Annotated in this window: 22 protein-coding genes; 17 read left to right on the top strand and 5 right to left on the bottom strand. The window is 69.6% G+C overall.

Translation table 11 applies throughout. The annotated features are described in order from the left end of the window. Positions 1-6: 6 nt before the first annotated feature. Both ACJ8AT_RS26825 and ACJ8AT_RS26820 read right to left on the bottom strand, forming a co-directional pair. Positions 7-804 carry a GNAT family N-acetyltransferase gene (locus ACJ8AT_RS26825; protein ID WP_407740719.1) on the bottom strand — a complete coding sequence of 266 codons (798 nt, stop codon included), beginning with the start codon at positions 802-804 and terminating at the stop codon, positions 7-9. Positions 805-889: 85 nt separating this feature from the next. After that, positions 890-1,399 (bottom strand): hypothetical protein, encoded by a 510-nt coding sequence (locus tag ACJ8AT_RS26820; protein ID WP_407740718.1) that lies wholly within the window; start codon positions 1,397-1,399, stop codon positions 890-892. A gap of 279 nt (positions 1,400-1,678) precedes the next feature. Here ACJ8AT_RS26820 and ACJ8AT_RS26815 point away from each other — a divergent pair, with 279 nt between their 5' ends. From ACJ8AT_RS26815 to chrA, 4 genes are all read left to right on the top strand, one after another. Then, a complete protein-coding gene (locus ACJ8AT_RS26815) occupies positions 1,679-2,584 on the top strand; it encodes an alpha/beta hydrolase family protein (RefSeq protein ID WP_407740717.1) in 906 nt (301 codons plus the stop codon). Positions 2,585-2,675: 91 nt separating this feature from the next. Next, positions 2,676-3,776, top strand: a complete 1,101-nt coding sequence (locus ACJ8AT_RS26810) for a hypothetical protein (protein WP_407740716.1) — start codon at positions 2,676-2,678, stop codon at positions 3,774-3,776. Positions 3,777-3,817: 41 nt separating this feature from the next. After that, complete coding sequence (locus tag ACJ8AT_RS26805) at positions 3,818-4,033, top strand: alpha-hydroxy-acid oxidizing protein (protein ID WP_407740715.1); 216 nt, start codon at positions 3,818-3,820, stop codon at positions 4,031-4,033. After that, entirely contained in the window at positions 4,030-5,238 is a 1,209-nt protein-coding gene (gene chrA, locus ACJ8AT_RS26800) for a chromate efflux transporter (protein WP_407740714.1), read from the top strand. Before ACJ8AT_RS26805 ends, chrA begins: the two co-directional genes overlap by 4 nt. 3 nt (positions 5,239-5,241) lie before the next feature. Here chrA and ACJ8AT_RS26795 read toward each other — a convergent pair whose 3' ends face one another. Continuing rightward, positions 5,242-6,519 (bottom strand): hypothetical protein, encoded by a 1,278-nt coding sequence (locus tag ACJ8AT_RS26795; protein WP_407740713.1) that lies wholly within the window; start codon positions 6,517-6,519, stop codon positions 5,242-5,244. Between the two features lie 208 nt (positions 6,520-6,727). On the opposite strand from ACJ8AT_RS26795, the gene ACJ8AT_RS26790 reads away from it, so the two are divergent. The 9 genes from ACJ8AT_RS26790 to ACJ8AT_RS26750 all read left to right on the top strand — a co-directional run bounded on the left by ACJ8AT_RS26790 (position 6,728) and on the right by ACJ8AT_RS26750 (position 19,043). Beyond that, positions 6,728-9,835, top strand: a complete 3,108-nt coding sequence (locus tag ACJ8AT_RS26790; RefSeq protein WP_407740712.1) for a SusC/RagA family TonB-linked outer membrane protein — start codon at positions 6,728-6,730, stop codon at positions 9,833-9,835. A gap of 19 nt (positions 9,836-9,854) precedes the next feature. Continuing rightward, entirely contained in the window at positions 9,855-11,177 is a 1,323-nt protein-coding gene (locus ACJ8AT_RS26785) for a RagB/SusD family nutrient uptake outer membrane protein (RefSeq protein WP_407740711.1), read from the top strand. A gap of 381 nt (positions 11,178-11,558) precedes the next feature. Beyond that, positions 11,559-12,224, top strand: coding sequence for an anthranilate synthase component II (locus ACJ8AT_RS26780; RefSeq protein WP_407740710.1), 666 nt, complete (start codon positions 11,559-11,561; stop codon positions 12,222-12,224). Then, a complete protein-coding gene (locus tag ACJ8AT_RS26775) occupies positions 12,221-13,162 on the top strand; it encodes a GNAT family N-acetyltransferase (RefSeq protein ID WP_407740709.1) in 942 nt (313 codons plus the stop codon). Before ACJ8AT_RS26780 ends, ACJ8AT_RS26775 begins: the two co-directional genes overlap by 4 nt. Further along, entirely contained in the window at positions 13,159-14,631 is a 1,473-nt protein-coding gene (locus tag ACJ8AT_RS26770; RefSeq protein WP_407740708.1) for a phenylacetate--CoA ligase family protein, read from the top strand. The genes ACJ8AT_RS26775 and ACJ8AT_RS26770 overlap by 4 nt, the downstream gene beginning before the upstream one ends. Then, positions 14,628-15,830 (top strand): acyl-CoA dehydrogenase family protein, encoded by a 1,203-nt coding sequence (locus ACJ8AT_RS26765; RefSeq protein ID WP_407740707.1) that lies wholly within the window; start codon positions 14,628-14,630, stop codon positions 15,828-15,830. Before ACJ8AT_RS26770 ends, ACJ8AT_RS26765 begins: the two co-directional genes overlap by 4 nt. A gap of 8 nt (positions 15,831-15,838) precedes the next feature. Continuing rightward, entirely contained in the window at positions 15,839-16,750 is a 912-nt protein-coding gene (locus ACJ8AT_RS26760) for an aminotransferase class IV (protein WP_407740706.1), read from the top strand. Between the two features lie 18 nt (positions 16,751-16,768). Then, positions 16,769-18,358 (top strand): aminodeoxychorismate synthase component I, encoded by a 1,590-nt coding sequence (pabB, locus tag ACJ8AT_RS26755; protein ID WP_407740705.1) that lies wholly within the window; start codon positions 16,769-16,771, stop codon positions 18,356-18,358. A 4-nt stretch (positions 18,359-18,362) separates the two neighbouring features. Next, positions 18,363-19,043, top strand: coding sequence for an iron-containing redox enzyme family protein (locus ACJ8AT_RS26750; protein ID WP_407740704.1), 681 nt, complete (start codon positions 18,363-18,365; stop codon positions 19,041-19,043). Positions 19,044-19,118: 75 nt separating this feature from the next. Here ACJ8AT_RS26750 and ACJ8AT_RS26745 read toward each other — a convergent pair whose 3' ends face one another. Next, complete coding sequence (locus ACJ8AT_RS26745) at positions 19,119-19,895, bottom strand: MBL fold metallo-hydrolase (protein WP_407740703.1); 777 nt, start codon at positions 19,893-19,895, stop codon at positions 19,119-19,121. Between the two features lie 88 nt (positions 19,896-19,983). On the opposite strand from ACJ8AT_RS26745, the gene ACJ8AT_RS26740 reads away from it, so the two are divergent. Continuing rightward, positions 19,984-21,072, top strand: a complete 1,089-nt coding sequence (locus ACJ8AT_RS26740) for an alpha/beta hydrolase (RefSeq protein ID WP_407740702.1) — start codon at positions 19,984-19,986, stop codon at positions 21,070-21,072. 68 nt (positions 21,073-21,140) lie between these two features. Further along, positions 21,141-21,728, top strand: coding sequence for an RDD family protein (locus tag ACJ8AT_RS26735; RefSeq protein WP_407740701.1), 588 nt, complete (start codon positions 21,141-21,143; stop codon positions 21,726-21,728). Positions 21,729-21,751: 23 nt separating this feature from the next. Here ACJ8AT_RS26735 and ACJ8AT_RS26730 read toward each other — a convergent pair whose 3' ends face one another. Then, positions 21,752-22,159, bottom strand: a complete 408-nt coding sequence (locus tag ACJ8AT_RS26730; protein WP_407740700.1) for a DUF4190 domain-containing protein — start codon at positions 22,157-22,159, stop codon at positions 21,752-21,754. A 93-nt stretch (positions 22,160-22,252) separates the two neighbouring features. Here ACJ8AT_RS26730 and ACJ8AT_RS26725 point away from each other — a divergent pair, with 93 nt between their 5' ends. Then, positions 22,253-23,062, top strand: coding sequence for an SDR family oxidoreductase (locus ACJ8AT_RS26725; protein ID WP_407740699.1), 810 nt, complete (start codon positions 22,253-22,255; stop codon positions 23,060-23,062). Positions 23,063-23,203: 141 nt separating this feature from the next. After that, positions 23,204-26,599 carry a protein kinase domain-containing protein gene (locus tag ACJ8AT_RS26720; RefSeq protein WP_407740698.1) on the top strand — a complete coding sequence of 1,132 codons (3,396 nt, stop codon included), beginning with the start codon at positions 23,204-23,206 and terminating at the stop codon, positions 26,597-26,599. Positions 26,600-26,639: the final 40 nt, after the last annotated feature.

The raw sequence follows: 26,639 nt of genomic DNA, 5'->3' as shown, positions 1-26,639 counted from the left end.
CGGCGCTCAGTGCCCGTCAGTGGGCATGTAGAACGCGAAGCGCGTCACATCCCGGTAGCCCATGCGCAGGTAGATGGGCCGCCCCGCATCCGTGGCGTGCAGCACCGTGCGCTCCATTCCCCAGACCCGGCGAGCATCCTGGAGCGCCTGGCGCATGACGGCCTCCGCATAGCCGCGTTTGCGGTACGCCTCGAGCGTGGCCACGTTCCCCACGTACGCGACGCCGTGGACCTGCATGACCGCGGCCACGGACACGGCCTTTCCCTCCACGTAACCGACAAAGCCCCGGTTGTCCGCCTGGAAGAGAGCGGGGTTGGCTATGGACTGGCGCGCCACCTCCAGCGGCGAGGCGTAGGCGATCGCGTTGATGTCCGCGACGTGGGTCAGGGCCTCGACGTCCGTGGCGTGGCGGATGTCGAGGGCTGGCGGCGGCCGGGTGGGCGGCGCGAGGCGCTCGGCCACCATGCCCATGACGCTCATGGCCAGCTTCAGCCCGTGCGCCTCGATCACCTCGGGAGCCTTCGCGCGCAGGCTGGGCGCCACCCAGTCCTCGCACGCGACGTACATCCACCCCAGCTTGCGCGGGGCGAAGTACTGGACGGCGGCGGCCACGGAGCGCTCCAGCGCGGCCTCGGTCTCGACCGGCGAGGGGAGGAAGGCCGCGTTCAGGATGCCCCAGGGCCCGTTGGTGGAGGCGATGGACACGTCCGGGCTGTCGAACGCCTCGCCGTTCGGGCTGTGGACGGCGAAGTGGCGCCAGGCACCACGGAACTGGGTGTTGGACTCTTGGATCTCAGGGCTCAAGAGGAGAGGCCTCCAGGAGGGGTGGGGGGAGCCCCATCGTACCCGGGGCCACGCTCCGACACACCCTGGAGGGTCGTGTGCCTGCTCACTGACGGTGCAGGTACGCCGAATGGCAGGCGACACACGTCTCGACCAGGCGGCCGTAGCTCTCGGCGAGCGCCTTGTCGTCCTTCTTCTCAGCCGCCGTCGCCACGGCCTGGGCGCGGGTGCGGGACTCGTCCTGGAGCACGAAGAAGCGCTCGGGCAGCAGGGCGTTCAGGTCATCCTCGCCTCCGGCGATGGGGCGGACGAACCGGGGCTCGGACGCGATGCGCTGCGCCGCGGCCTTGGCGATGTCGTACTGGAGCAGCGTCACGCCGAACATGAGCTCTCGGGCGTCCTGGCCATGGCGCTCCATCTTCTTACGGAGCAGGGTGCGCGCCGTCTCGGGGATGTAGTCCGGCGCGGCCAGGCCGGGCAGCTTCGCATCGCTGGCCTTGGGTGACGGCTGGCTGCTCTTCGTCTTGGCAGGCTCGGCGGCGGAGGCGTGCAACAGGAAGCCCGCGGACAGGAAGCCCACGAGCGCGACGGAAAGGCGGGAACGAGACAGTTTCATGCGGTGACCTCACTGCGCCGAGTCTATGCATAGCGGGTGAAACGAATCTGCTGGCCTGTGGGGTAGGTGGCTCGCACGACTCTCGGACGGCTCTTCGGGAACACAGGAGGAACGATGAGGCATGAGGGCGGATGGCAACCCTGGCTCGGAGGCCTGGCGCTGCTGGCCACACTGGGAGGATGCATGGGGGCGCGGACGGGTCCAGCCTCCGAGCCCACGCGGGGGCTCCCACTCACTCGGCTCGGGCTTACTTCCTTCGAGCCCTGGGAGCGCTGGAGCTTGAGCCGCGCCAAGGCTCCCGCGCTGGACGTGTATGTGATGCACGACGAGACCCCGCGCCCCCTGCTCGTGCTGCTGGCCGGATCCGGGTGCACGCCGCTGTTCTTCCACCTGGAGCGCGAGGGCAAGCGCCTCACGGGGACGCGCCTCACCTTTGCCCTCTCGTTGATGCAAGCCCACGCCGGTCTGCACGTGGCCACGGTGGAGAAGGTGGGGGTGCACTCGTTCGAGCTCTACAGCGGAGATGGGATGAGCGATTGCTCGGAGGAGTACGAGCGGCACGTGGCGAAGCCGGAGCGGGTGCGTGCGGTGGCGGACGCCATCACCGCGCTGGCCGCACAGCCCTGGGTGACGCAGGTGCTGCTGGTGGGCCACTCGGAGGGAGCGGATGTGGCCGCGGGGGTGACGCGGCTGCTCGGGGAGAAGCGCGTGGCGGCGGTGGGGATCATGGCGGGCGCGGGGCCCTCACAGCTCTTTGACGAGGTCCTCTTCGCCCGGCGCGACGCGGAGCCGGGAGGGGTGCGAGCGGCGTTCGATGAAGTCCTGCGTGTCACGGATCCGGCGGCGCGGGGGCGCTGGAATGGCCACAGCCTGACGCGCTGGCGCAGCTACGCGGTGGACACCACACCGCTGGAAGAGCTGCGCGCCAGCCGGGTTCCGGTGTTCATCGCGCATGGGTCGGAGGATGAGAGCGTCCCCATCGAAAGCGCCGATCTCCTGGCGGTCGAGCTCATGCGCGACCGATCCCGCCCGGTCTTCTATCTGTACCTGCCAGGCCATGATCACAGCTTCCGCGGCAAGGACCGTGCGGACGACGCGCGAGCCGTCCTCGATCGGTTCCTCGAGTGGGCGCTCTCGCCCATGAAGGCCACGGGAGTGCAGGAAGGTTTGATCGGCGCGCACTGATGCCTGCGAAGTGCGGCAGTCGCGCTTCGGAGCCCCGTTCGTGTCAGCCCTCCTCGGTACGCTTCGCGCGTTGCTGAAGGAAGGAGACCCCATGGCTCCATTTCCGGACGTGCTCCCGCTCGCAGAGGTGCCTGCTTTCGTGGAGTACTTCCTGCGCGAGTTCGGCGAAGTCTCCTCCCTGCGCTCCGCTTCCGTGCGCACCGGCCCCGAGCGCTCCTCCACGGTGCCTCCCCAGGAGTGGGAGGTCTCTGTGTGGACGCCGGGGCGCTGGGAGGTGCGGCTGGCCCGGCCCCTGACTCCGAGCACGGATCCCCGGCTCCAGGTGAAGTCTCCCGAGGGCTGGTCGCTTCGCTGCACCGGGACGAAGCTGGGGCTGACCTCGTTCCGCATCGACGCGGATGGCGACACGTGGACGCGTATCGAGGAGGTCATCGAGAAGTTCTGGGCTCCGGAGCTGGAGTGGCGTTGGCCGCCCACGGTGCCCAAGAAGTGGCGCAAGTTCGCCAGCCGCAGGCCCACCGTCAGCATCGTCCGCCACGCGGACATCATCCCCGGCGCCGACGTGCTGCTCACGGGACTGGCGCCCCAGCAGTTCTCCTTCGCGCTGAGCGTGTCGGGCGAGGGGCGCCCGCTGCCCATCACCTTCCTGGGTCCCATCGGCCTTCGCTCCTCCGGGGGCTCCGAGCGGTGGCTCTGCGAGCTGAGGCCTGGCGCTGCCCTGCCCCGGCTGGCGGATGTGTACCCAGGCGCCGCCCATACTCCCTACGAGCCTCTGCCCGACGCGCCGAAGCGGGATCGGCTGCTGGAGGAGGGGGATGTGCACGGCCTGCTCGTCACACGCCGGGGTGGGCCGGGCCGGGAGCTCTATGAGGTCCACCGCTCGCACGCGGAGCTCGTGAGGGAGTGCCGGTTCGTGCTGGGGCCTCCAGAGGAGGTGGCGGCGCTCGTGCCGGAGGATCCGACGGTTTGGATGGTGGAGTGGGCCGTCAACGGCAACTACAACTACCTCGTGGGCCAACCGGGCAGCATCTCGTGTGTCTTCGGACGCTCCCTGCCGCCCATGCCGGGCGCCGCTCGGACGTATGAGCTGCTCCTGCATGGGCTCTCGGACTCGGATGCCAGCAACTGGCTGGAGCGGTTGGCCCACGTGGGGCTCACTCCTCGTGAGCGGCAGCCCATCCGGGCGCGCTGAATCGTGCTGCGAGCTGATGCGGCTGTGTCAGTCTCGGGGCCATGACGCCCTACGCCGTGCTCCCGCTGCCTGTGTTCGACTCCTACGCCGGTGGCGCGGGGGACACGGACGGAGCCGCGGGCGTCCAGCGTGTCCTCACGGAGCTGCGAGAGGACACGGCGCACGTGATGGCGCTCGCGGGAGCTACATCGGTGGCGGAGGTGACGGCGGAGCTCGTCTCGACGGAGCCCGGCAGGCCACGCGGGCGATCCGCATGAGCACTCCGCGCGAAGAATCGCCTGCCCAGCCCGGCGCTCAGCATCCCCTCGCCGAGGTGGCCCTCCTGTTCCTCCGGCTCGGCTTCACCGCCTTTGGCGGCCCGGCGGCCCACATCGCGATGATGGAGGACGAGGTGGTGCGGCGCCGGCAGTGGCTGCCGCGCGAGGAGTTCATCGATCTGCTCGGCGCCACCAACCTCATCCCCGGCCCGAACTCGACGGAGCTGGCCATCCACCTGGGACACCGCCGGGCTGGCTGGCCCGGGCTGCTCGTCGCGGGAGCCTGCTTCATCCTGCCGGCAGCGCTCATCGTTGGCACCATCGCCTGGGCCTATGTTCGCTTCGGAAGCCTCCCCGCGGCCGAGTCCCTGCTCTACGGAGTGAAGCCCGTCATTATCGCCATCGTCCTCCAGGCGCTGTGGGGCCTGGGCCGAGCGGCCATCAAGACACGGCCGCTGGCGGCGGTGGCCCTCGCGTCCGTGGGAGCCACCATCGCCGGGGTGCCGGAGCTGGCCGTCCTCTTCAGCGCGGGTGTGGCCATGGCGCTCGGGCGCTGGGCCCGGCGGCGAGCCCGAGCGGGAGGTGGCGGCAGCGCCTTGGGAGCAGCGCTCATGCTCGGGCCTCCCACCACCTGGCCGGCCCTGGCCACCGCCGCGGCGGGAGCGGCCGTGCCCTTCAGCCTCCAGGGACTGTTCCTCTTCTTCCTCAAGGTGGGCTCGGTCCTCTTCGGCAGCGGCTACGTGCTGCTCGCCTTCCTGCGCGCCGATCTGGTGACGCGGTGGGGCTGGCTCACCGAGGCGCAACTGCTGGACGCGGTGGCGGTGGGCCAGGTGACGCCGGGCCCCGTCTTCACCACGGCCACCTTCATCGGCTACGTCCTCGGAGGAGTCCCCGGCGCGGCGGCGGCCACCGTGGGCATCTTCCTTCCGGCCTTCTTCTTCGTGGCGGTGAGCGGCCCGCTCGTCCCGCGCCTGCGGCGCTCCTGGGTGGCGGGGGCCTTCCTCGATGGCGTCAACGTCGCCTCGCTCGCCCTCATGGCGGTGGTGACATGGGAGCTGGGACGCTCGGCGTTGGTGGACGTGTGGACCGTGGGCCTCGCCGTACTCAGCGCCGGGCTCCTGGTGCGCTACCGGCTCAACTCCGCGTGGCTGGTGCTCGGCGGCGGAGCGCTGGGGCTGGCGCTGAAGGCCGCCGGCCTCTCCTGACCGTCAGTCCCAGCCGCTGCCTCCCAGGGACACCTTCAAGGCCCCAGGCACCTTGGCGATGCCCTGGCCCAGCGTGGTGACGAAGTCTCGCACCGCCTTTACCCATGGCAGCTCCCCCAGCGCATCCAGCAGACCGCTGCGCTTCAGGTCCTCCCAGGCCACGGAGACGATGACGCGCCCGAGCCGCGCCCTGCCGACGATCTTCTGCATCCCCTCCGCGTCCGCCTGCTCGCACGCGCGCTGGAGAGACTCCACATCATCACGGGTGTCCTCCGAGAGGGCCTTGCGCTTCGCCAACGCCGCCAGCCGCGCCTTGCCCTTCTCCGGCAGCTTCGAGCTGCACTCCACGTAGGCGTGCAGGAGGTGGAGCTCCGGCTCATCGATGCCGGCCCGGTCCGCGGCCTCGAGGAACCGCCCCAGCGCCTGCTGGCCCTTCTCCCATGCCCCGCGCCCGAAGAAGCACAGCGCGAGCGAGCCCTGCGCGAGCACCTGCGTGGCCGCCTCGACCGAGCCGAGCTGCTCGGGTGAGAGCGACAGCTCCTTGCCCGTGAGCAGCTTCACTCCGGCAGCCGCCTGCGCCGGATCCGGCGCCAGGCCCAGCGCGTCGAGCCGCAGAGCCTCCTTCTCGGCCAGATCGCACATCCCGCTCATCGCCAGGGTGTAGGCCTTCAGCACGTAGAGCTCCGAGGTGAACCCCGGAATCTTCACCTGGGCCGGATCCATCCGCGAGCCCTCGTAGAGGATGAGCTCCGGAGGGATGGGGACTGGAGAATCCGGGTGCAGCTTCACCAGAGTCAGCGCCACGAAGAGCACCGCATGGTCCGTCGGGCGATCCAGGAGCGCCAGCAGCTCGGGCTCCACCCCGAGCGGCGTCAGCAACACTGGGAGTACGGGGGGCAGTGAATCCTTGTCCTCCTCGAGCAGCTGCTTGCCCACCGCGCGCATGTCCCAGAGCGCCTTGCCCAGCCCCGCCACGTCCTTGAGGGACAGCTTCGGCCCCTCCGGCGCCGCGCCCTCCTTGCCCTGCAACCCCTGCACCGTGTGCGTGGCTCCGGCCGCGACGGCGAGCAGCCGATCCTTCACCGCCTTCGCCTCCTCCGTGCCGGCCGTCTTCGTCACCGCCGCCTTCCCGGCCAGGTAGAGGTGGACCTTGAGGGAGTCCAGCGCGTCCTTCAGCTTCTCCTCGTCGGTCTTCTTCCCCCAGAACCCCAGGGCGACGGCGGGCAGGAGCAGCACCAGAAGAAGGGCCAGCGGCTTGCGGAGGGTCATCTCCCAGCCCATTCAACCACACCTGCCATGGCCGGCGCGGGCGGGCTCCCCAACCCTCCCCTGGGGGTCCGTCCCGCTCCCGGATCCTCCCTGGCAGGGGGGAGTTTGATTCCCAGCCCCATTGACTCCACTCGTCGTCCCCACAGACGATTCACTCCTGAACGGTCCAACCATCCGGGGGGACGTTCATCCAGCCAATCCGTGAAGAGGAAGACACCGAATGATGAGACGGGTGTTGATTTCGGGGTGCGCGCTCGCGCTCCTCTCATCCGAAGCGCTTGCCCAGGACTCGAGCACCGCGGTCCAGGCTCCCCAGACGCCTGCCGCCACGGCTCCCGCGCCTGAGACTCCCGCCACCGCGGCACCGGCCGAGGCCGCGCCCACTCCCCCCGCGGCTCCAGCGGCCGCACCCCCTGCGGCGCAGGCCTCCGCGGAGACAGTGAAGGCCGCCCCGGGCATGCGCATCCTGCGCGGCCGGACCTACGACAAGGCCTCCAACGAGCCCGTCCCGCTGGTGCGCGTCATCATCAAGGGCACGACGAAGGGCACCGAGACGGACCTGCAGGGCTACTTCACGCTGGAGATCCCCCAGGACACCGTGGTCCTCGACATCTCCAGCCAGGACTACAAGCAGCGCGACGTGCTGGTGCCCCCCTCGCAGAAGAGCGTCAACGTCCCCCTGGAGCCCAGCTTCACCGAGGAGATGGTCGTCGTTGGCCGCGCCTCCGAGGTGGCCCGCAAGAACCTGGCCAACTCCGTGGCCACGGTGAACGCCGAGTCCCTCAACCGCACCCCGGCCGCCACGGTGGACCAGGCCATCCAGGGCAAGGTGGCCGGCGCCAACATCCAGTCCAACTCGGGCGCGCCGGGCGGCGGCCTGCAGATGCGGATGCGCGGCGTGTCCACCATCAACGGGGAGTCCGCGCCGCTCTACGTCATTGACGGAGTGCTCGTCAGCGACGTGGCCATCGCCTCGGGCATCTTCGCCGTCACCGCGTCCACGGGCGGCTCCAACCCGCAGCCCACCCAGGACAACCAGGTCAACCGCGTCGCGGACCTGAACCCCAACGACATCGAGAGCATTGAGATCCTCAAGGGCGCCTCCGCCGCCGCCATCTACGGCTCCAAGGCCAGCAACGGCGTGGTGATCATCAACACCAAGCGCGGCAAGGCCGGCGACGGGCCGAAGGTCGACGTCACCCAGCGCGTGGGCATGTACACGCTGGCCAACAAGATCGGCTCGCGCCACTTCACCTCGGAGGACGAGGCGGTGGCGGTGTTCGGCGAGCGGGCGCGCCAGTACTACCAGGAGGGCAAGGTCTATGATCACGAGGCGGAGCTCTCCAGCCGCCGCAGCCCCTCCACGGAGACGGTGGCCACGGTGAGCGGCGCGTCCGGAGACACGCGCTACTTCGGCTCGGCGCTCATCAAGAACGACAACGGCATCATCTCCAACACCGGCTACCAGAAGCAGTCCTTCCGCCTCAACGTGGGGCAGAAGCTGGGCTCGCTGATCGACGTGAACGCCTCGGCCAACGTCATCCACACGCTGAGCGACCGCGGCCTCACCAACAACGACAACGCGGGCGTCACCTACCACATGGTGCTGCCCTTCACGCCCAACTTCTACAACCTGGAGCCCAACGCGGACGGCACCTACCCGGCCAACCCGTTCATCGGCAGCCTCGCCAACCCGCTGCAGACCGCGGCGCTGGTGAAGAACGACGAGAACGTGTGGCGCTTCATCGCCTCCGGGGACGCCACCCTCAACCTCTACAAGGACAAGAGCCGGGAGCTGAAGGTGCTGGCCAACTTCGGCATGGACCGGTTCCAGCAGCAGAACGACGTGCTCTTCCCGCCCGAGCTCGCCTTCGAGCCGGTGGATGACGGCCTGCCAGGCACGTCGCTGGCCGGCAGCAGCGAGGTGCGCAACCTCAACGGCGGCCTGAACGCCGTCTACAACCTCAGGCCCGAGGGCACCGGCATCACCGCCAACACCACGGCGGGCATCTCGCTCGAGGAGCGGAGCCTGGAGTCGCTCTACATCGTCAGCCGCAACCTCAACGCGGGCGAGCCCAACGTGGACTCGGGCACGCAGATCAACGTGCGGCAGAACCGCCAGCTGGTGCGCGACCGGGGCTACTACGTGCAGGAGGAGGCCATCCTCCTCAACGAGAAGCTGACGCTGATTGGCGCGCTGCGCGGCGAGCAGGGCAGCAACAACGGCGACCCCAACAAGCTGTTCATGTACCCGAAGCTGGCCACCGCCTACCGCGTGCCCTCGTTCAGCCCCGTGGTGGACGAGTTCAAGCTGCGCCTGGCCTACGGCGAGACGGGCAACCAGCCCAAGTACGGCCAGAAGTTCAGCCCGCTGCTGGCCACCAACAACATCGAAGGCTCCCCGGGCATCATCGGCAGCGGCATCACGGGTGATCCGAACATCCACCCCGAGCGCCAGCGCGAGGTGGAGGCCGGCCTGGACGCCATCTTCATGGGCGGCAACATCGTCACCGAGTTCTCCGTCTACCAGCGCAACATCAGCGACCTGCTGCTGCAGCGCGCCCTGGCGCCCTCCACGGGCTTCACCACCCAGTTCTTCAACGGCGGCTCCATGCGCAACCGCGGCGTGGAGCTGATGGTGCAGCTCAACCCGCTCAACGGCGGCGAGTTCGAGTGGGTCGCCAACACCACCTTCAGCCTCAACCGCAGCAAGATCACGGACCTGCCGGTGCCCTCGTTCCTCGTCGGCGGCTTCGGCACGGGCCTGGGCGCCTTCCGCATCGAGAAGGGCGCCAGCGCCACGCAGATCGTCGGCAACGCCGGCCTGAAGGAGGACGGCACCTGCTGCGTGGTGAAGAAGATCGGCGACAGCGAGCCGGACTTCCGCGTGGGCTTCTCCAACACCTTCCGCTACCGCGGCTGGAGCCTGTCCTTCCTGCTCGACTGGCAGCAGGGCAGCGACGTCATCAACCTGACGCGCTTCATCTATGATCTGGCGCAGAACTCGCCGGACTACGTGGGCGCGGGCGAGCAGCGGTTGAAGGACCAGGCCACCAACGCGGGGGTGTACGTGGAGGACGCCAGCTTCCTGAAGCTGCGCGAGATTACGCTCACCTACCAGCTGCCCGACTCGTGGGTGGCGCAGGTTCCCAAGGTGAAGAACGCGCGGCTGTCGTTCAGCGCTCGCAACGTGCTCACGCTCACCGGGTACTCGGGGCTGGATCCGGAGGTCAGCAACTTCGGCAACCAGGCCATCGCCCGCAACATCGATGTGGCTCCGTTCCCCCCGAGCCGCAGCTTCTGGACCTCCATCGACGTGGGGTTCTAACGCCATGAGGACTCGCTACATGAAGAAGACGCTGTTTGCGGCGCTCTGCGCCTCCACCCTGGGCCTCGGGGCGTGCGACCTCGGGGTGCCGGACCTGAACAACCCCAGCATCGACACACTCAAGGACCACCCCACGCCTTCGGGTGTGTACTCGGCCGCCACGGGGCTGCTGATTGGCGGCCGCAACGCCAAGGCCGCGCAGAACGGCTACGTGGCGCACCTGGGCATCCTCGGCCGCGAGTCGTACACCTTCGATGGCGCGGACCCGCGCTACGTGACGGAGATGCTGGCGGCGCCCTCGCTCGACCCGGGCAGCCCTGCGTTCGGGGGCAACCTCTGGGCGCAGCCCTACACCAACATCCGCAACGCCAACACGGTGCTGGCCGCGCTGGACAAGGTGGTGGGCGTGTCGGACGAGGACAAGAAGGCCATCCGCGGCTACGCCCTCACCCAGCAGGCGTTGGACTTCCTGGCCATCGTCTCCACGCGTGACGAGAACGGCGGCCCCATTGACGTGGGCGGGGACCCCAGCACCCTGGCGCCCATCGAGTCGAAGGAGCAGCTGCTGGCCCACATCGACGCGCTGCTCGACGAGGGGAAACCCCAGCTGGAGGGCGCCGGGGCGAAGTTCCCGTTCCCGCTCAGCAGCGGCTACGCGGGCTTCGACACGCCGAAGACCTTCCTCCAGTTCAACCGCGCGGTGAAGGCGCGGGTGGCCGTGTACCGCAAGGACTGGGCGGGGGCGCTGCAGGCCGTGAGCGAGTCGTTCCTGGACACCCAGAAGCCGCTCACGCTGGGCGTCTACTACGCCTACGGCACGGGCTCGGGCGACACCACCAACGGCCTGAACAGCCCCAACATCTACGCCCACCCCTCCATCGTCACGGACGCGGACAAGAAGGCGAACGGCGCGGTGGATGATCGGGTGACGCAGAAGATCCGGCAGGTGGACGCGCGCACGTACCAGGACCTCACGTCCAAGTACGCGTTCACCATGTACCAGACCAACTCGGCGCCGGTGCCCATCATCCGCAACGAGGAGCTGATCCTCCTGCGGGCCGAGGCGAACATCGGCCTGGGCAACGTCTCCGAGGCGGCGAAGGACATCAACTTCATCCGCACCACCTCGGGCGGGCTGGAGGCGCGCACGGACCTGGATGCGAACAACATCCTGGACGAGCTGCTCAAGCAGCGGCGCTACTCGCTGCTGTTCGAAGGCGGACACCGCTGGATCGACCTGCGCCGGTACGGGAAGCTGAACCAGCTGCCCCTCGATCTGCCGTCACACCACGTCCACGACATGTTCCCCATCCCCGTGGCGGAGACGGACGCGCGCCAGTAGCTCGAGGACCTGAGTCCTCTCCAGGGGCCCCCGCCGTGCCGCGCTCGCGGCCCGGTGTGGGGTCCCTTCTTTTTTGGGATTCAGCGGTGGCGCCGACACACGGATGAGCTTGCGCGAAGGAAGCGCCGCGTCACGGAGCCGCGAAACGCACACCCATGAAGGCGCTGGGGGCCAGTTGAGCCCGCGAGCGATCCACTGCTACGATGAAATGGAACTCATCTCGCAGGAGGTGTGAGGCGCGAACAGCTGTTTCGCGCCAGCTGGTCGCGCTCTGGTGTCAGCGAAGACAGCCCGAAGACGAGGCGCCACGCTCTCGTCGGATGTGTATCACCGGAACAGTGAAGCAAGTTGCTGTGAACCCCCCCACTCGAGCAACTGCGGATGAACCCTCGCGATTCCCGTGTCATCATCATCGATAACTACGACTCCTACGCCTACAACCTCTATCAAGCGTTTGGAGAGCTCACCGGCAATGCAGCCCTCGTGGTTCGTAACGACGCGATCACTGTCTCGCAATTGATCGCGCACCAGCCGACACATTTGATCCTCTCCCCCGGACCGGGCAACCCCGAGGATCCTGCCTACTTCGGCGTCTGCCGGGCCGCGCTCCTCGAGCTCGGCGCACGCATCCCGGTGCTGGGCGTCTGCCTGGGACACCAGGGCATCGGCGCCGCGTTCGGGGGCCGCATTGTCCGCGCGCCCCAGGCCATGCACGGCAAGGAGAGCCCCGTGTTTCACGACGGCTCGGCGCTGTTCACGGATATCTCCTCTCCGCTGGTGGCCATGCGCTACCACTCGCTGGTCATCGATCCGGCGACGGTCCCCGCGGTGCTCAAGGTGACCGCGCGGACCGAGGACGGAGTCATCATGGGCGTGGCGCACAAGACCTGGCCTGTCGTGGGGGTCCAGTTCCATCCGGAGTCGATCGGCACCGTCGAGGGCCTGCGGCTGCTGGGGAACTTCCTGCGCCACGGGGCCACCCGCAGCAGCTTCGCGGAGAGCGCGGCCCTGGTGGAGCACCCTCAAGCCGAGCGCGCGTACGCATGAAGCTCCTCATCGAGGTGGCTCGGACGCCACGGCAACTGGATGCCGCCTTCGCGCTGCGGTACCAGGTCTTCGTGGGCGAGGAGCACTACAATCTCGGCTCCGCACACTTGAACAACGAGCGCTACGTCGACGTCTGGGACACCCTGCCCACCACCTTCACCCTGGCGGCCAGCGTGGAGGGGAAGACCATTGGCACACTGCGCTGCGTGGTCGAGTCCGACCTGCCCATGCCGCACGGGGAGCATTACGTCTGGCATCGGGACAAGGTCCCCCCGGGCCGCGCGTGCCTGATGGGGCGGCTGGCCATCGACCCGGCCTTCCGCTCGCATGGGCTCGGCATCCTCCTGCAAGAGGTGGCGTGCAGCTACCTGCGCTCGCAGAACGTGCGGTACGTCTACGGCATCGCGAACCTGCGCTACAAGTCCTGGTGGGAGCGCCTGGGCTACGTGTGGATTGGCGAGCCCGTCCCCATGCCGGGAGTGGAGAAGATGGCCCTGCACGCGCACTACCTGGACCTGACGGGTCAGACGCCGGGGTTCTCCGCGCTGGACTACTGCGCGGCGCCCCAGGTGTTCACCGGCGAGCCCTCGTGGCTCCTGGCGGAGGAAGGCGATGTCCTCTGCGAGCAGGACGCGCCCGGTGACGCGGCGTGGGAGATCCTCGAGGGCGAGGTGGCCGTGCTGGACCGCTCCGGGAGCAAGGCGCGCGACCTCGCGCGGCTCTCGGTAGGCCAGGTGGTCGGCGAGCTGTCCCTGCTCTCCGGCGCTCCGCGCAGCGCCACGGTCCGTGTCGCGTCCAAGAAGCTGACCGCCGTACAGATCGACAAGAAGCGCTTGCAGGAGCGGCTCGCGGGCGATGCCTCGATGAGCAGCCGGCTGCTGCGCGACGTGGCCATGAAGCTGCGGCACTCCCCCCCGCGTGCCGAGGAACCCGCATGAGCGCCGCCCAGGAGTTCCGCGACGCTGTCCGTCGCTACGCGTTCGACTTCGAGCGCCCCGCGGGCGAGGACATGTGGTCGCCCCGGCTGGAGCAGATGGCGCGCCCGGAGCTGGAGCAGGTGCAGTCGCACAAGCTGGCGGCGGCGTACCGCTACCTGTACGAGAACAGCGCGTACTACCGGGAGCGGTTCCGCGCGGCGGGGCTGGGCCCCACCGACGTGCGGGGCCTGGCGGACCTGCGGCGGGTGCCCATCACCCGCAAGCACGACTGGATCCCCAGCATCGAGAGCCACCCGCCCTGGGGGACGTTCAGCCCCATCACGGACGAGCGGTGGGCCAGCGGCGCGGCGTGGATGATCTTCAGCACCTCGGGGACGACCCGCCGCCCGCGCGTGTTCCGGCACACCAGCTTCGACCGCGAGACGTGGAGCTGGATGTGCGCGCGCGCCCTGTGGTCCTACGGCGTCCGCCCGGGCCAGCTGGCGATGAACTGCTTCTATTACGGCTCCTCGGTGGCCGCGTGGGGCATGCACCACGGGCTGGAGCGGCTGGGCTGCGCGCTGGTGCCCGGCGGCCCGATGCCCACCGAGCGCAGGGCGTTCTTCATCGAGACGCTCCGGCCGCAGGTGCTGCTCGGCACGCCCTCGGGGCTGCTGTCCCTGGCCCGCCGGCTGACGGAGCTGCACGGCGATGCGCGGACCAAGGGCGTGCGCACGCTCGTCTGCGCGGGTGAGCCGGGCGCGGCGGTCCCAGCCACCCGGGCGCGCCTGGAGGAGGCCTGGGGCGCGGAGGTCCACGACGACTTTGGCTGCACCGAGGCCGCCCAGGCCCCGCTTGGCTTCACCTGCCGCCATGCCGTGCAGCCGGACGGGAAGATCGACGTGCACCTCATGGAGGACGCGCACATCGTCGAGGTGGTGGATCCAGTCACCTACGAGCCCGTCCCGGAGGGGCAGCGCGGCATCCTCGTGGTGTCGAACCTGTACTCCGAGGGCAGCCCGTACCTGCGCTTCGAGATCGGCGACTGGGTGGAGCTCACGCGGGCTCCGTGCCGCTGCGGACGCACGTTCGCGCGCGCGCGGGGCGGGCTGCTCGGGCGCGACGACCACTGCCTGAAGATCAAGGGCCTGCAGTTCTTCCCCGGGACCTTCGAGGACGTGCTGCGGGCGATCCCCGGCGTGGGAGACGAGTACCGCATCGAGGTCCTCACCGGGGATGGCGGCGCGGGTGGGCCGCCCGAGTCCTCCGTCCCCAACCACCGCCTCGAGCGGGATCACGTCCGGCTCGTCACCGAGCCGGCCTCGGGCGCCTCGTTGACCGTGGAGGAGATCACCGCGCGGCTCCGGGGGCTGCTGGGCATCCAGGTGGAGGTCCAGCTGCTGCCCACGGGCACCCTGCCGAGGACCGAGGGCAAGGGCCAGCGATTCTTCGACCGGCGAGCCGAGCGTACTCGCAAGGAGCAGTCATGAAGGGGGTAGAAGTAGTGGAGCTCGCCCGGCGCGTCGCGGAGGAGAGCCTGAAGCCTCGGGCCGCCGAGCACGACCGGACCGGAAACTTCCCCGTCGAGAACTTCCGCGATCTGGGGCGCTCGGGGCTGCTGGGCGTGTACGTGCCCACGGAGTACGGCGGCCTGGGGGCCTCGCACTACGACTTCGTCCGCGTCGTCGAGACGCTGGGCGCGGCGTGCGCGTCCACCGCCATGATGTACGTGATGCACCACAACCAGTACATCATGCTGGTGGAGCACGGCTCGAAGCAGCAGCGGGACTTCTTCCTGCCCAACATCGCGCGCGGCGAGTGCCTGGTGGGCTCGGCCACGACGGAGCCAGGGACGGGAGGCAACGCCGACCACTGCGTGAGCGCGCGGCGGCGCGACGGCGACTCGTTCGTGATCAACGCGACGAAGCCGGTGGTGTCCGGCTCGCGCTACGTGGACTGGGTCTTCCTGACCACGCGCGAGTCCGAGACGGCGCCGAGCAACTCCCTGTCCATGATGATCGTGCCGGGCGTGAAGGGCGAAGGCGTTGCGCCCTTCGGCGTCTGGGACTGCATCGGGATGCGGGCCACCGCCAGCTCGGGGCTCAAGTACGAGGGCTGCCGGGTGCCCGCGTGGCACCAGATCGGCGGCGACGTCTCGGATCTGCCGCGGGCCACGTCCATGGCCCCGGTGGCGGCCGTGGGCTTCTCCGCCGTCTGGCTCGGCATCGCGCGCGCGGCGTACGAAGTCACGGTCTCCCACCTCACGCAGCGGACGCATCAGTTCATCCGGGCCGACCGCTCCGACGTGCAGCAGACGCTGGCCCAGTACGACAGCGTGCAGCGCCAGGTGGCGGAGATGCGCACGAAGGTAGAGGCGGCCCGGGCGTTGATCCAGGCGGCGGCGCGGCGCATGGACGAGCTCAAGCCGGGCCCCCAGGCGCACATTCCGATCGAAAAGATGCCCGAGCTGCAGGACCTGCTCTGGAGCGCGCGCATCACCGCCAGCGAGGCGGCGGTGGATGTGTGCCGCGTGGGCCTGCGCGTGTGCGGGGTGTCGGGGCTGCGTGCAGGGCTCCTGCCGCTCGAGCGCCACATGCGTGACGCGCTCACGTCCCAGGTGATGGCGCCGGCCGAGGACCTGACCAAGCTGCTCCTGGGGCGCAAGTCGCTGGGAGTCCCGCTTCGCTAGGAGGGCGCATGGCACGCACCGCGGACGCGAAAGACCCGGCCGTGGCTCCGGCGCCCTCAGCGCCGGGAACGCCGGGGTGCGTCTGGCACAACGGGGTGTTCTCCGCGCCTGACGACGTCCGCGTCTCGCCCTTCGACTTCGGCTGGCTCTACGGCGACGGCCTCTTCGAGACGCTGCGGACCTATGGCCGCCGCCCGTTCCGGCTGGGCGCGCACCTGGCGCGGCTCGCGCGCTCCGCCGAGCAGCTGAGGTTCCCGCCGCTCCCGAGCGAGGCGGAGCTCGAGGCGGCGGTGCTCGGCGCCGTCGAGCGCGCCGGGCTCCCCGAGGCCTATCTCCGGATCACCGCGACGCGCGGCACGGGCAGCGCGGGCCTGGATCCGGCCGGGTGCAAGACGCCGACGGTGCTCGTCGCCGCGCTCACGCTGCGCACCTGGCCCGCCGCGCTCTACACGCAAGGCGCACGGCTGACCCTGCTCTGGCCGCGCGGCCACCAGGACTGGCCGCTGCCCACCATCAAGAGCACCAGCTACCAGCGCACGGTGATCGCCAAGGCGGAGCTGCGGCGGCGCGGCGTGGACGAGGGGATCTACCTCGACGAGGACGGCTGCGTGACCGAGGCCTCGGTCTCCAACCTCTTCATCGTGCGAGGAAAGACGGTGCTCACGCCTCCGGCCAGCCGCTGCCTGCCGGGCGTCACCCGGGCCGAGGTGCTCGACATTGCCCGCGAGGCGGGCCTGGATGCGCGCGAGGAACTCCTCCGGCCCGAGGATCTGCGCGCCGCCGATGAAGTCTTTCTCACCGGCTCCCTGGCGGAGCTCGTGCCCGCCGTGCAGCTCGACGGCCACGCCCTGGGCAGCGGACGGCCTGGGCCTGTGTGGGATCAACTGCGGAGCCTTTACCTCGCGCGCACGCGCATGTGACACTCACGGAGCATGGCCATGACTGATCTTCGCCGCGGATTCGTGATCGAAGAATTGCCGGACTTCGTCGAGCCGTGGAGCTTGCGCCATGTGTTCGACGGCGGCCCGATGGTGCTGCTGGAGAACCCTGGCGAACCGTCGACGCTCGGCCGCTACTCGTTCCTATGCGGGGATCCATTCCTCGTGTTCCAGGCCAAGCGCGCTCAGGTGCGTGTCGGCCCGCCGGGAGCGCTCCAGCCCGTCCCAGGCAACCCCCTGGACGTGCTCGGCGAGCTGATGCGCACGTACCGCGCCGAGCCGAACCCCCGCAGCTCCCAGCTGCCTCCGTTCCTCGGCGGCGCGGCGGGCTACCTGGGCTACGAGCTGCTCTACGCCGTCGAGCCCTCCGTGCCGGACCGGGGCGAGGACGATCTGGCCGTCCCGGACGCCTACCTGCTGTTCTGCACCAGCACGATCGCCGTGGATCTGATGAGGCAGCGCACGTGGCTGATCACCCAGGCGTTCGCGCCGACGGTGGAGCGGGCCCAGCAGCTCGCGGAGGAGGCCATGCGCTCGCTGTCGCAGCGGGCGAAGCAGCCTCCCCGCCCATCGGTCAATGCCCAAGAGGTGCGCCAGTGGGTGGCCGAGCGCCGCCGCAGCCGCTGGCGGCTCGACGAGGACGGGGTGCGCGCCGCGGGCTTCACGCCCTGCGTCACTCGCACGCAGTACCTCGAGAGCGTGCGCCGGGCGAAGGAGCACATCCTGGCCGGGGACATCTTCGAGATCTGCATGACCCAGCGCTTCGCGGCGCAGTGCGAGGGAGACGGCCAGCGGCTCTACGAGGTGCTGCGCTCCGTGAACCCGGCGCCCTTCGCCGCGTACCTACGCCTGCCCGAGCTCGAGGTGATGAGCGCGTCCATGGAGCGCTTCGTCTCGCTCAACCGTGAGGGCTGGGCGCAGACACGGCCCATCAAGGGCACGCGGCCTCGCGGAGCCACCCCGGAAGAGGATGCGCGGCTGCAGCGCGAGCTGGAGACCTCCATCAAGGATCGCGCCGAGAACGTGATGATCGTGGACCTGAGCCGCAACGATCTGGGCCGGGTCTGCCGCTTCGGCACCGTGCGCGCGCCGGAGCTGATGGCCGTCGAGCCGCACACGTTCACCTTCCAGCTCGTCTCCACGGTGGTGGGCCAGCTGAACCCGGGCCTGGGTCCGATTGATCTGATCCGGGCCGCGTTCCCAGGAGGCTCGATGACCGGCGCGCCCAAGGTCGAGGCGATGAAGATCATCGACTCGCTCGAGCCGGTGAAGCGCGGAGTGTACTCAGGTGCCATCGGCTACATCGACTTCGAGGGCGCCATGGACCTGAACATCGTGATCCGGACGTTCGTGAAGCGCGACGACGCGCTCACGTTCCACGTCGGCGGCGCGATCGTCACGGACTCCGATCCGGCGGAGGAGTACCAGGAGACGCTCGACAAGGCGCACGGGCTCATCACCGCATTCGAGATGGCCCAGCTGCTCACCTCGCGAGAGCAGTCTTCGAAGGCCGCCCGTCCCACCCCACCGTCCGCACCATTGATTGGCGAGAAGCCGGCCCTCGCCGCGTCCCCGTCCGGCAAGGAGTGACACCATGGGTAGTACCCGAGATCTGATCGCCAGCTTCCTCCAGGAGCGCGTGGACAAGCTGCTCCGCGCGGACATCCAGGTCGCCATCGACAATGGCACGGCGGACAAGGAGACCTACGCCGCGCTGCTGCGGCAGTTCTACATCTACGTCCGGGTCACCGTGCCCGCGCTGTACGTCACCTACTCGAAGCTGCCCGTGGACCACCCGAACGTCGAGAGCATGCGCGAGGCCGTGATGGGGGAGATCGGCCACGAGAAGCTGGTCCTGATGGACCTGGCGGCCATGGGGCTGCCGATGACTCCGAAGGAAGCGGACGCCATCGCCACGCCGGCCTCCCTGGCGATGGAGAGATTCCACATGATGGCGGCGGAGGCCGGGGTCATCCCGATGCGCTGCGTGGGGCTGCTGCTGGAGGCGTACTCCGCGCGGGGCAGCCCCAGCACCGTGAAGGGTATGGAGAAGGCGGGCATCCCCGTCTCGGCGCAGGAGTTCATGCGGCTGCACGCCGAGGAGGATGGCCCCCACACCGAGCGCGCCATTGATCTGCTCGCGGAGATGGCCACCACGCCGCAGGTGCTCCAGCAGATCTTCCACTGGCTGGACACCGAGGCGGTGCTCTTCGAGGCGTTCCTGCGGCAGGCCTGGGAGACCAGCCCCATGGGGCGCTCGAAGACGCGCTTGTAGCCGCCGCGGCGAGGTACCGGCCGCTGATGGCCGAGGACGCGGCACCGTGCGCGCCGCGTCCCGAGCCGAACCCGGCTAGCGCAGGTTGAACAAGGGAGGCAGCGGCGGCTCGCCCAGCGGCGGCGCCGTCGGGACGCCCTGGATCAGCTCGAACACCTGGTCGACGTCCTTGCGGATGAACGGGCCGTGGACCGACGCCAGGTTCTTGAAGCCCCGCTTCTGCAGCCCGGAGAAGGCCTCTCGGTAGAGGTTCTTGTCCAGCATCGGGATGGTGGTGAAGTTCGCCTGGTGCCACATGGTGAAGCCAGAGGCGAACGAGCCCGCGGGCTGCTCTTCGGAGAAGTTAGCGGGCGGGCCGAACTGCATCGCGCCAAACGTGTCGGACGCGAAGAGCGTCTTGGTCTTCTCGTCCGACAGCCAGAACGTCCAGGTGTCTTCGAGGAAGGCCTGCTCCGCGCGGAGCTTGCGGTCCCCCAGATCAATCTCCTGCCCCGGCCACACCACCGCGAAGCGCGGCGGCGCCAGGCTGTCCCACATGACGCCCTTGAGCATGTTGGTGAGGTTGCCCACGAGCTGCGCCTGCGGGGCCTCCTCCAGCATGAGCTTCAGCCCACCGTAGTGGTCGATGTCCATGTGGGTGATGAAGATGTAGTCGATGGTCTTCGGATCGATCACCGACTTGAGCGCCTTCAGCGCATCCTCGGCCTGCGGCGGAGCGCCGGTGTCGATGAGGATGGTCTTCTTGCTACCTTTGATCGCGTAGAAGTTGACCGGCAGCATGCCGATGCCGGCCTGATCATACGCGCCAGCGAAGTAGTAGGTCCCATCAGCTACCAGGTGCGGGGTGTACATTCATTCTCCTGAAGGAGGGGGAGGGGCGCATCATATACGTTTTCCGCTGGAACAACGGACGCAACGACGGCAGGGGTCGATCCTGACGATGGAAGGACGCAGCGCTGAAATCCTGGAGGCACGGGCCCTCGCGGAGGGCTCGCCCGTCATCGACGGAGACACGGCCACCTTCGTGTGGCGCGGGCGCAGGCCCGTCCTCGTCAACGGAGACTTCCATGACTGGCGCGGCGAGCCCCTCGGGCTGGAGCAGGTGTCACCCGGGCTGTGGGCTCGCACGCTGAGGCTGCCTCGGGAGGCCTATGTCGAGTACGCGCTCTTCGACTCGCAGGGACGGCGGGTGAAGGATCCGCTCAACCGCCGCCTCATCGACAACGGGGTTGGAGACTTCAACCACTTCTTCTCCATGCCCGAGCACAAGCCCACGCCGCTGGCTCGGCGGCCTCGGGACAAAGCCGCGCGGGGCCGCCTCTCTCGCCACCGGGTGGAGACCTCGGAGCTGGCCATCGGCGCTACGCGCGAGGTGGTGCTCTATGAGCCTCCCGTGGCCGGGCCTCACCCCCTGGTGGTGGTGTTCGACGGGACGGACTACCTGCGCCGCGCGAGCCTGGCCACGCTGCTGGACAACCTCATCCTCGAGCGCCGCATGCAGCCCGTGGCGCTGGCCATGGTGGCCAACGGCGGTCCGGCCCGGACCGTGGAGTACACCTGCAGCGAGGCCACGCTGGGCCTCCTGGTTGGCAAGGTGCTCCCGCTGGCCAGGCAGAAGCTGCAGCTCCAGGACGAGCGGTATAACCCCGGCGTTCATGGAGTGCTCGGCGCGTCCCTCGGCGGGCTGATGGCCCTCTACACCGGACTGCGCCTCCCCCAGATCTTCGGACGCGTGCTCAGCCAGTCCGGTGCCTTCGCCATCTCGGACAACGAGTTCGCCCTGGAGCACTACGAGTTCCCGGTGTTCGACCTGGCCCGGGGGGCCTCACGCCGGCAGCTCTCGGTGTGGATGGACTGCGGCGTCTTCGAGCGGCTGCTCGATGGCAACCGGCGCATGCTCCCCGTCCTCCAGGAGGCCGGGCACCGCGTCCACTATTGGGAGTACCCCGGCGGGCACAACTACTCGGCCTGGAGAGACGACGTGTGGCAGGGCCTCGAGTGGCTCTACCCGCCCACTTTCCAGCTTTAAGCTCCGCGGAGGGCCTGCTCGCGGACCGCGGGAGCGTGTACGCTGCGGGCTCGCTCCCGGGAGGCTCGATGGAACTGTCACCCTCGATGGTCGTGGAGGTGGCCAGCAACAGCGCCGCCGGGTTCGGCCTTCGCCTCGCGGCCCGTGTCATTGATCTGCTGTTCGGCGTGGGAGTCGTCGTGTCGGGTGGCGCGCTCGGCACCCTGGCGTTGCGAGTGCTCGCGGGCCACGGCTACCTCCAGGAGACGGTCCACGCCGTCCGCCTGACGAGCCCCGCGAGCATCGCGTGGAGCCTGCTCGGAGCGCTGCTGTGCTACGTGACGGCCGAGGCCGTGGGCGGCGCCACGGTCGGAAAGTCCCTGCTCCGGCTGCGCGTCACCTCGGAGGATCTCACCCCCTCCACCTTCAAGGGAGCGCTCCTGCGCAACGTGGCCCTCTGCGTGGACGCGCTGGGCGTGCCCGCGTACCGGGCGATGGCCCACTCGCTCATGAGCCAGCGCTACGGAGACAAGTGGGGACACACCGTCGTGCTCCACGCCAGCGCCGTGCCGCCGGACTCGCGCAAGGGCCGGGGGCTGCTCCTGCTGGGCCTCTTCAGCAGCAGCGTGCTCTGGGCGCTCTGGGTCGCGCTGTCGGTGGTGATCCGCGGGCTGTAGCGCCTCGCGCTCCGGCCCGGCGCTCAGCTCCCGGTGAGGCGGATCCACGCGGCCACGAGCCCCACCGCCACCGCCATCCCCACGTTCAGCCACCCGAGCACCACGCCCGCCCTGGCCCACTCGCGGCCGGTGCGCGGGCTGTCCCCCCGCTCGATGCTCCGCAGCTCCGCGTAGCCGAGCACCAGCCCGAGCACGCCCGGGACGAACGCGCAGCACAGGCCGAGGCCCCCCAGCAGACCGGAGGCCCTGGCACGCCGGGAGATCGGCCCCGAGCGCGAGTGCTCATCACACGTCCGGCACCACCCCCGTGAGCCGGACAGCGCCAGGCACGCCACGCACGTGAGGGTGCCGCAGCGGCGGCAGGGCGCCACCGACGTCTGCTCGGGATGCCAGGCGCACGAAGCCGACCGATTGTCCTGAACTTCAGGCATGAGGGACCCTCAGCACCCCTCGCACAGTAGCTCCAGGTTCACCCTTCGTGCATGTCCTGGGAAGACAGGTGACGCGTGGGGTAGGTTGGACACATGACGAGTGAGCGCATCATCCTGGTGACGGGAGCGACGTCGGGCATTGGCTTGCAGACGGCCCTGGAGCTGGTCCGGCTGGGCCAGCGCGTCATCGTGCACGGCCGCGGCGCGGCGAAGGTCGACGAGGCGCGGAGGACCCTCGAGAGAGCGGGGGGGCAGGCGGAGGGAGTGACCTTCGACTTGAGCTCCCTTCAGAGCGTGCGCCAGGGCGCGGAGGAGCTCGCGCGGCGCTTCCCCCGGCTGGAGGTGCTGATCAACAACGCGGGCGTCTTCATGAACGAGCGCGTGCTGACGGCGGACGGGCTGGAGACCACCTTCCAGGTGAACCACCTGGCGCCCTTCCTGCTCACGAACCTGCTGTTGAAGGGGCCGCTGGCGGGCCCGGGCGCACGCGTGGTGAACGTGAGCTCGATCGCGCACAGCCGGGGCCGCATGCGCTTCGAGGATCTCCAGTTCCAGCGTGGCTTCCAGGGCTACTCGGCCTACGCGCAGTCGAAGCTGGCCAACCTCCTCTTCACCTTCGAGCTCGCCGAGCGCCTGCCCGCCGAGCAAGCCACCGCCAACTGCCTGCACCCAGGCGTGGTGAGCACCAAGCTGCTGACCGAGGGCTTTGGCATGAGCGGCAGCGACACGGTGGAGGAAGGCGCCGAGACCTCCGTGTTCCTGGCCACCTCGCCCGAGCTCGAGGGGGTCACGGGCCGCTACTTCGCCCGCCAGCGCGAGGTGAACCCCGCCGCCCAGGCCCTGGACGTGAAGGCGCGCCAGCAGCTCTGGGAGCTCAGCGAGCAGCTCTGCGGACTGCGCTGAGCCACCCGAGAGATCCCTCCCTTTCGTGTAATCCCTCTTGCTAGCGCCCGCCTGCCAGCAGGGTGGGCCAAATCTTGTCCGCGGCGCGCTCACCCGAGTGGCGGCAGATCCGATCTTGGAGCAAGCTAGGGCCACCGTGTAATGAGCCAGGACGATCCAACATGGGATGCGCCCGCCGCCCGGAAGGGGGGCTCGGCCTCCGGGCTCGACTCGACGCTGCCAGGGCGCAGCTCCTCGGGCCAGTCGACGGCTGCCCTGGCGCTGCCTCAGGTCGAGGTGAACCGCTACGACATCTCGGGTGAGTTCGCCCACGGTGCCATCGGCCGCATCCTCCAGGCCCGGGATCGCCACCTGGGCCGGCCCGTGGCCATCAAGGAGCTGATCCACCGGGGCGGAGACGTGGAGGCCCGCTTCGTCGCCGAGGCGCTCATCACCGCCCGGCTCCAGCACCCCTCCATCGTCCCCGTCTACGAGGCCGGACGCTGGGCCACGGGCGAGCCCTTCTACGCGATGAAGTTCGTCTCCGGCCGCTCGCTGGCGGACGTCATCGCCGAGAAGAAGACCCTGCAGGAGCGGCTCGCGCTGCTGCCCCACGTGCTCGCGGTGGCCGAGGCCATCGCCTACTCCCACACCGAGCGCATCATCCACCGGGACTTGAAGCCCGCGAACGTGCTGGTGGGGGCCTTTGGCGAGACCGTCGTCATCGACTGGGGGCTGGCGAAGGATCTCGCCCACGCCTCTGGCGCCGAGCCCAGCCTGTCTCAGGCTCCGGCCAGCGGGGATGCGTCCCTCACCCATTTCGGCATGGTGGTGGGAACGCCGGCGTACATGCCTCCCGAGCAGGCCGCGGGACGCTCCGTGGACGAGCGCGCCGATGTGTACTCGCTCGGGGCCATCCTCTATCACCTGCTGGCGGGCACCCGGCCCTATGACACCGGCTCGTCCGCGCAAGTGATTGATCAGGTGGTGCGAGGCCCGCCGGTGCCGCTCCGCCAGCGCCAGCAGGGAATCCCGGCGGATCTGCTGGCCATCGTGGCCAAGGCCATGGCGCGCGACCCAGCCGAGCGCTACGCCACCGCGCGCGAGCTGGCCGAGGACCTGCGGCGCTTCCAGACGGGGCAGATCGTCGGCGCGCACGCGTACTCGCGGGGCGAGCGCATGGTGCGCTTCGTCCGGCGCCACCGGGCCGCCGTGGCGGTGACGGCGGTGGCGCTGTTGATCCTCATGGGCGTGGGAACGGTGAGCTTCCTCGGCATCCTGGCCGCGAGGGATCGCGCTGAGCGCAAGCAGGCCGAGGCCGAGGAGGCCCAGCGTGACGCGGAGCGCGCGCGGAAGCAGGCGCTGGACCGGGCGGACGAGCTCACCCTGCTGCACGCCCGCGCCGCGGTGGAGCAGAACCCGAACGAGGCCATCACCACGCTGAGCCGGCTCTCGCCGGGCTTCTCGCAGTGGTCGGCGGTGCGAACCATCGCGGCGGACGCTCGGGCGCGCGGCTTCGCCATCGTGCTGCGGGGCCACACGCAGAGCGTCGATGACGCGGCCTTCGCTCACGATGGCAAGCACCTGATCACCTGCAGCGATGACTACACGGTCCGCGTCTGGGACCTGGAGCACGGCGGCGCTCGCGTCTTCTCGGGCCACACCGACGAGGTCTGGCGCCTGGCGCTCTCACCGGACGGCAAGCTCTTCGCCAGCGCCAGCAAGGACCGGACGGTGCGCCTGTGGAACCTGGACACCGGCGAGAGCCGGGCCCTCACGGGCCACCCGGGGCCAGTGGACAGCGTCGCCTTCACTCCGGACGGCCGCCAGCTCGTCTCCACCAACCGTGGGGATGATCTGCTGCGCCTGTGGGATGTGGCCACCGGCAAGCTGCAGCGCACCTTCAAGAGCGGGCTGGGCCCGCTCGGCCTGCTCGTGCTCTCTCCCGAGGGACGGTACGCGCTCGTGCAGTCCCTCCAGGGCTCCCGCGCTCAGCTCGTGGACCTGGAGCAGGGTACCTCTTCCACGCTGGAGCACGACGGCCCGGTAACGGCGATCGCGTTCTCCCCTCGGGGAGGCCTGGCCGCCACGGGGTCCCTGGATCAAACCGTTCGCGTGTGGGATCCGCGGACCGGAAAGGGGCGGCTCCTCGGCGAGCAGCTCGGCGCCATCTCGTATCTGGCCTTCTCGCGAGATGGCGGGCAGCTGGCGGTAGGCACCGCGGAGGGACAGCTCCGGATGTGGACCCTGAGCACGGGCCGGAGCGAGCTGCTGGGCAGCCATGAGGGCCGCATCAATGAGGTCCTCTTCTCCCAGGACGGACACCTGCTGGCCACCAGCAGTGACGACCGCACCGCGCAGCTGTGGGACCTGACCACCGGCCACAGCCGGGTCCTTCGCGGACACCAGGGCGCGGCGTTCCCCATCGACTTCTCCCCGGATGGGCGGTGGCTCGCGGTCGGCAGCTATGACGGGACGGCTCGGCTGTTTGGCGTGAATGCGGATGCCAACCGGCTCCTGGCCAAGGTCCCCGTGTACCTCAATGGGCTGGTGGCGTCTCCCGACGGCCAGCACCTGGCCTCCATGGGTGGAAGCGGTGACGCGCTGCCGCGCCTGTTCGACATTGCCTCGGGGAACACCACGGTCCTCAACGCCCCCAGCGCCATCGAGTCAGGCCCGCTCGAGTTCTCACCCGATAGCCGGTGGCTGGCCACGGGAGCCAAGGACGCACAGGTGCGCCTGTGGGATTCCACCACGGGCCAGCTCGCGCGGCGGCTCGAGGGCCACAAGGGCGCCGTCACCGCGCTGCTCTTCCAGAGAGCTGACCACCGGCTCGCCACCGCGGATGCCACGGGCGAGGTGCGCGTATGGGAGCTCGAGTCGGGACAGTCGCGCCTGCTCGGCAGCCAGGGGCAAGCGATCCTCCGGTTGGCCTTCTCTCCGGACAACCGTCGCCTCGCCTCCGGGAGCAGCAAGGGGGAGATCCGCGTGTGGGATCTATTCACGGGGAGCGTCCAGGAGCTGCGAGGCCATGACGCCGAGGTGCTCAACCTGATCTTCTCGCCGGATGGCCAGCGGCTGGTCAGCGGGAGCATGGATCACACCCTGCGCATCTGGAACCTGGCGACCGGGGAGAGCCAGCGGGTGGTCGCGAGCGGCAACGGCGTGCAGAAGCTCATCATGTCCCATGACGGAGGGCTGCTGATCAGCTCCAACGTGAAGGACAGCGTCGTGCGGCTGTGGGATGGGCACACCGGCACCTCGCGGGGTGCGCTCCAGGGACACCAGGGTGACATCACCGATGTGGCGCTCTCGCCGGATGGGCGGCGGCTGGTCTCGGCGAGCATGGACCGCACCGTGCGGCTGTTCGATCTGGAGACGAACGAGAGCCGGGTGCTGCGAGGGCACTCCGCGCGCGCGACCGGGGTGGTGTTCCTGGACGATCAGCACCTGGCCTCGGTGGGATGGGATGGGACGGTGCGGCTCTGGCAGGATGATCTGCCCACCAGCCCGGCGGAGCTGCGCGCCTGGATGAGCACGGTCGGCAACATTCCCTGAGCTGTCTCGGCTCGGGGCTCCACGGGAGGAGGCGGACGCG

The sequence above is a fragment of the Hyalangium sp. genome (assembly GCF_045802625.1).
In the GTDB taxonomy this organism is placed as follows: Bacteria; Myxococcota; Myxococcia; order Myxococcales; family Myxococcaceae; genus Hyalangium.
Note: the sequence above shows the minus strand (reverse complement) of the source record. Positions and strands in the feature narration are given on the sequence as shown.

Excerpts from the sequence above, each read along its gene's own strand:
- ACJ8AT_RS26820 (WP_407740718.1), bottom strand. The coding sequence starts at position 1,399 with ATGAAACTGTCTCGTTCCCGCCTTTCCGTCGCGCTCGTGGGCTTCCTG.
- ACJ8AT_RS26810 (WP_407740716.1), top strand. The coding sequence starts at position 2,676 with ATGGCTCCATTTCCGGACGTGCTCCCGCTCGCAGAGGTGCCTGCTTTC.
- ACJ8AT_RS26805 (WP_407740715.1), top strand. The coding sequence starts at position 3,818 with ATGACGCCCTACGCCGTGCTCCCGCTGCCTGTGTTCGACTCCTACGCC.
- chrA (WP_407740714.1), top strand. The coding sequence starts at position 4,030 with ATGAGCACTCCGCGCGAAGAATCGCCTGCCCAGCCCGGCGCTCAGCAT.
- ACJ8AT_RS26795 (WP_407740713.1), bottom strand. The coding sequence starts at position 6,519 with ATGGGCTGGGAGATGACCCTCCGCAAGCCGCTGGCCCTTCTTCTGGTG.
- ACJ8AT_RS26790 (WP_407740712.1), top strand. The coding sequence starts at position 6,728 with ATGATGAGACGGGTGTTGATTTCGGGGTGCGCGCTCGCGCTCCTCTCA.
- ACJ8AT_RS26785 (WP_407740711.1), top strand. The coding sequence starts at position 9,855 with ATGAAGAAGACGCTGTTTGCGGCGCTCTGCGCCTCCACCCTGGGCCTC.
- ACJ8AT_RS26780 (WP_407740710.1), top strand. The coding sequence starts at position 11,559 with ATGAACCCTCGCGATTCCCGTGTCATCATCATCGATAACTACGACTCC.
- ACJ8AT_RS26775 (WP_407740709.1), top strand. The coding sequence starts at position 12,221 with ATGAAGCTCCTCATCGAGGTGGCTCGGACGCCACGGCAACTGGATGCC.
- ACJ8AT_RS26770 (WP_407740708.1), top strand. The coding sequence starts at position 13,159 with ATGAGCGCCGCCCAGGAGTTCCGCGACGCTGTCCGTCGCTACGCGTTC.
- ACJ8AT_RS26765 (WP_407740707.1), top strand. The coding sequence starts at position 14,628 with ATGAAGGGGGTAGAAGTAGTGGAGCTCGCCCGGCGCGTCGCGGAGGAG.
- ACJ8AT_RS26760 (WP_407740706.1), top strand. The coding sequence starts at position 15,839 with ATGGCACGCACCGCGGACGCGAAAGACCCGGCCGTGGCTCCGGCGCCC.
- pabB (WP_407740705.1), top strand. The coding sequence starts at position 16,769 with ATGACTGATCTTCGCCGCGGATTCGTGATCGAAGAATTGCCGGACTTC.
- ACJ8AT_RS26750 (WP_407740704.1), top strand. The coding sequence starts at position 18,363 with ATGGGTAGTACCCGAGATCTGATCGCCAGCTTCCTCCAGGAGCGCGTG.
- ACJ8AT_RS26745 (WP_407740703.1), bottom strand. The coding sequence starts at position 19,895 with ATGTACACCCCGCACCTGGTAGCTGATGGGACCTACTACTTCGCTGGC.
- ACJ8AT_RS26740 (WP_407740702.1), top strand. The coding sequence starts at position 19,984 with ATGGAAGGACGCAGCGCTGAAATCCTGGAGGCACGGGCCCTCGCGGAG.
- ACJ8AT_RS26735 (WP_407740701.1), top strand. The coding sequence starts at position 21,141 with ATGGAACTGTCACCCTCGATGGTCGTGGAGGTGGCCAGCAACAGCGCC.
- ACJ8AT_RS26730 (WP_407740700.1), bottom strand. The coding sequence starts at position 22,159 with ATGCCTGAAGTTCAGGACAATCGGTCGGCTTCGTGCGCCTGGCATCCC.
- ACJ8AT_RS26725 (WP_407740699.1), top strand. The coding sequence starts at position 22,253 with ATGACGAGTGAGCGCATCATCCTGGTGACGGGAGCGACGTCGGGCATT.
- ACJ8AT_RS26720 (WP_407740698.1), top strand. The coding sequence starts at position 23,204 with ATGAGCCAGGACGATCCAACATGGGATGCGCCCGCCGCCCGGAAGGGG.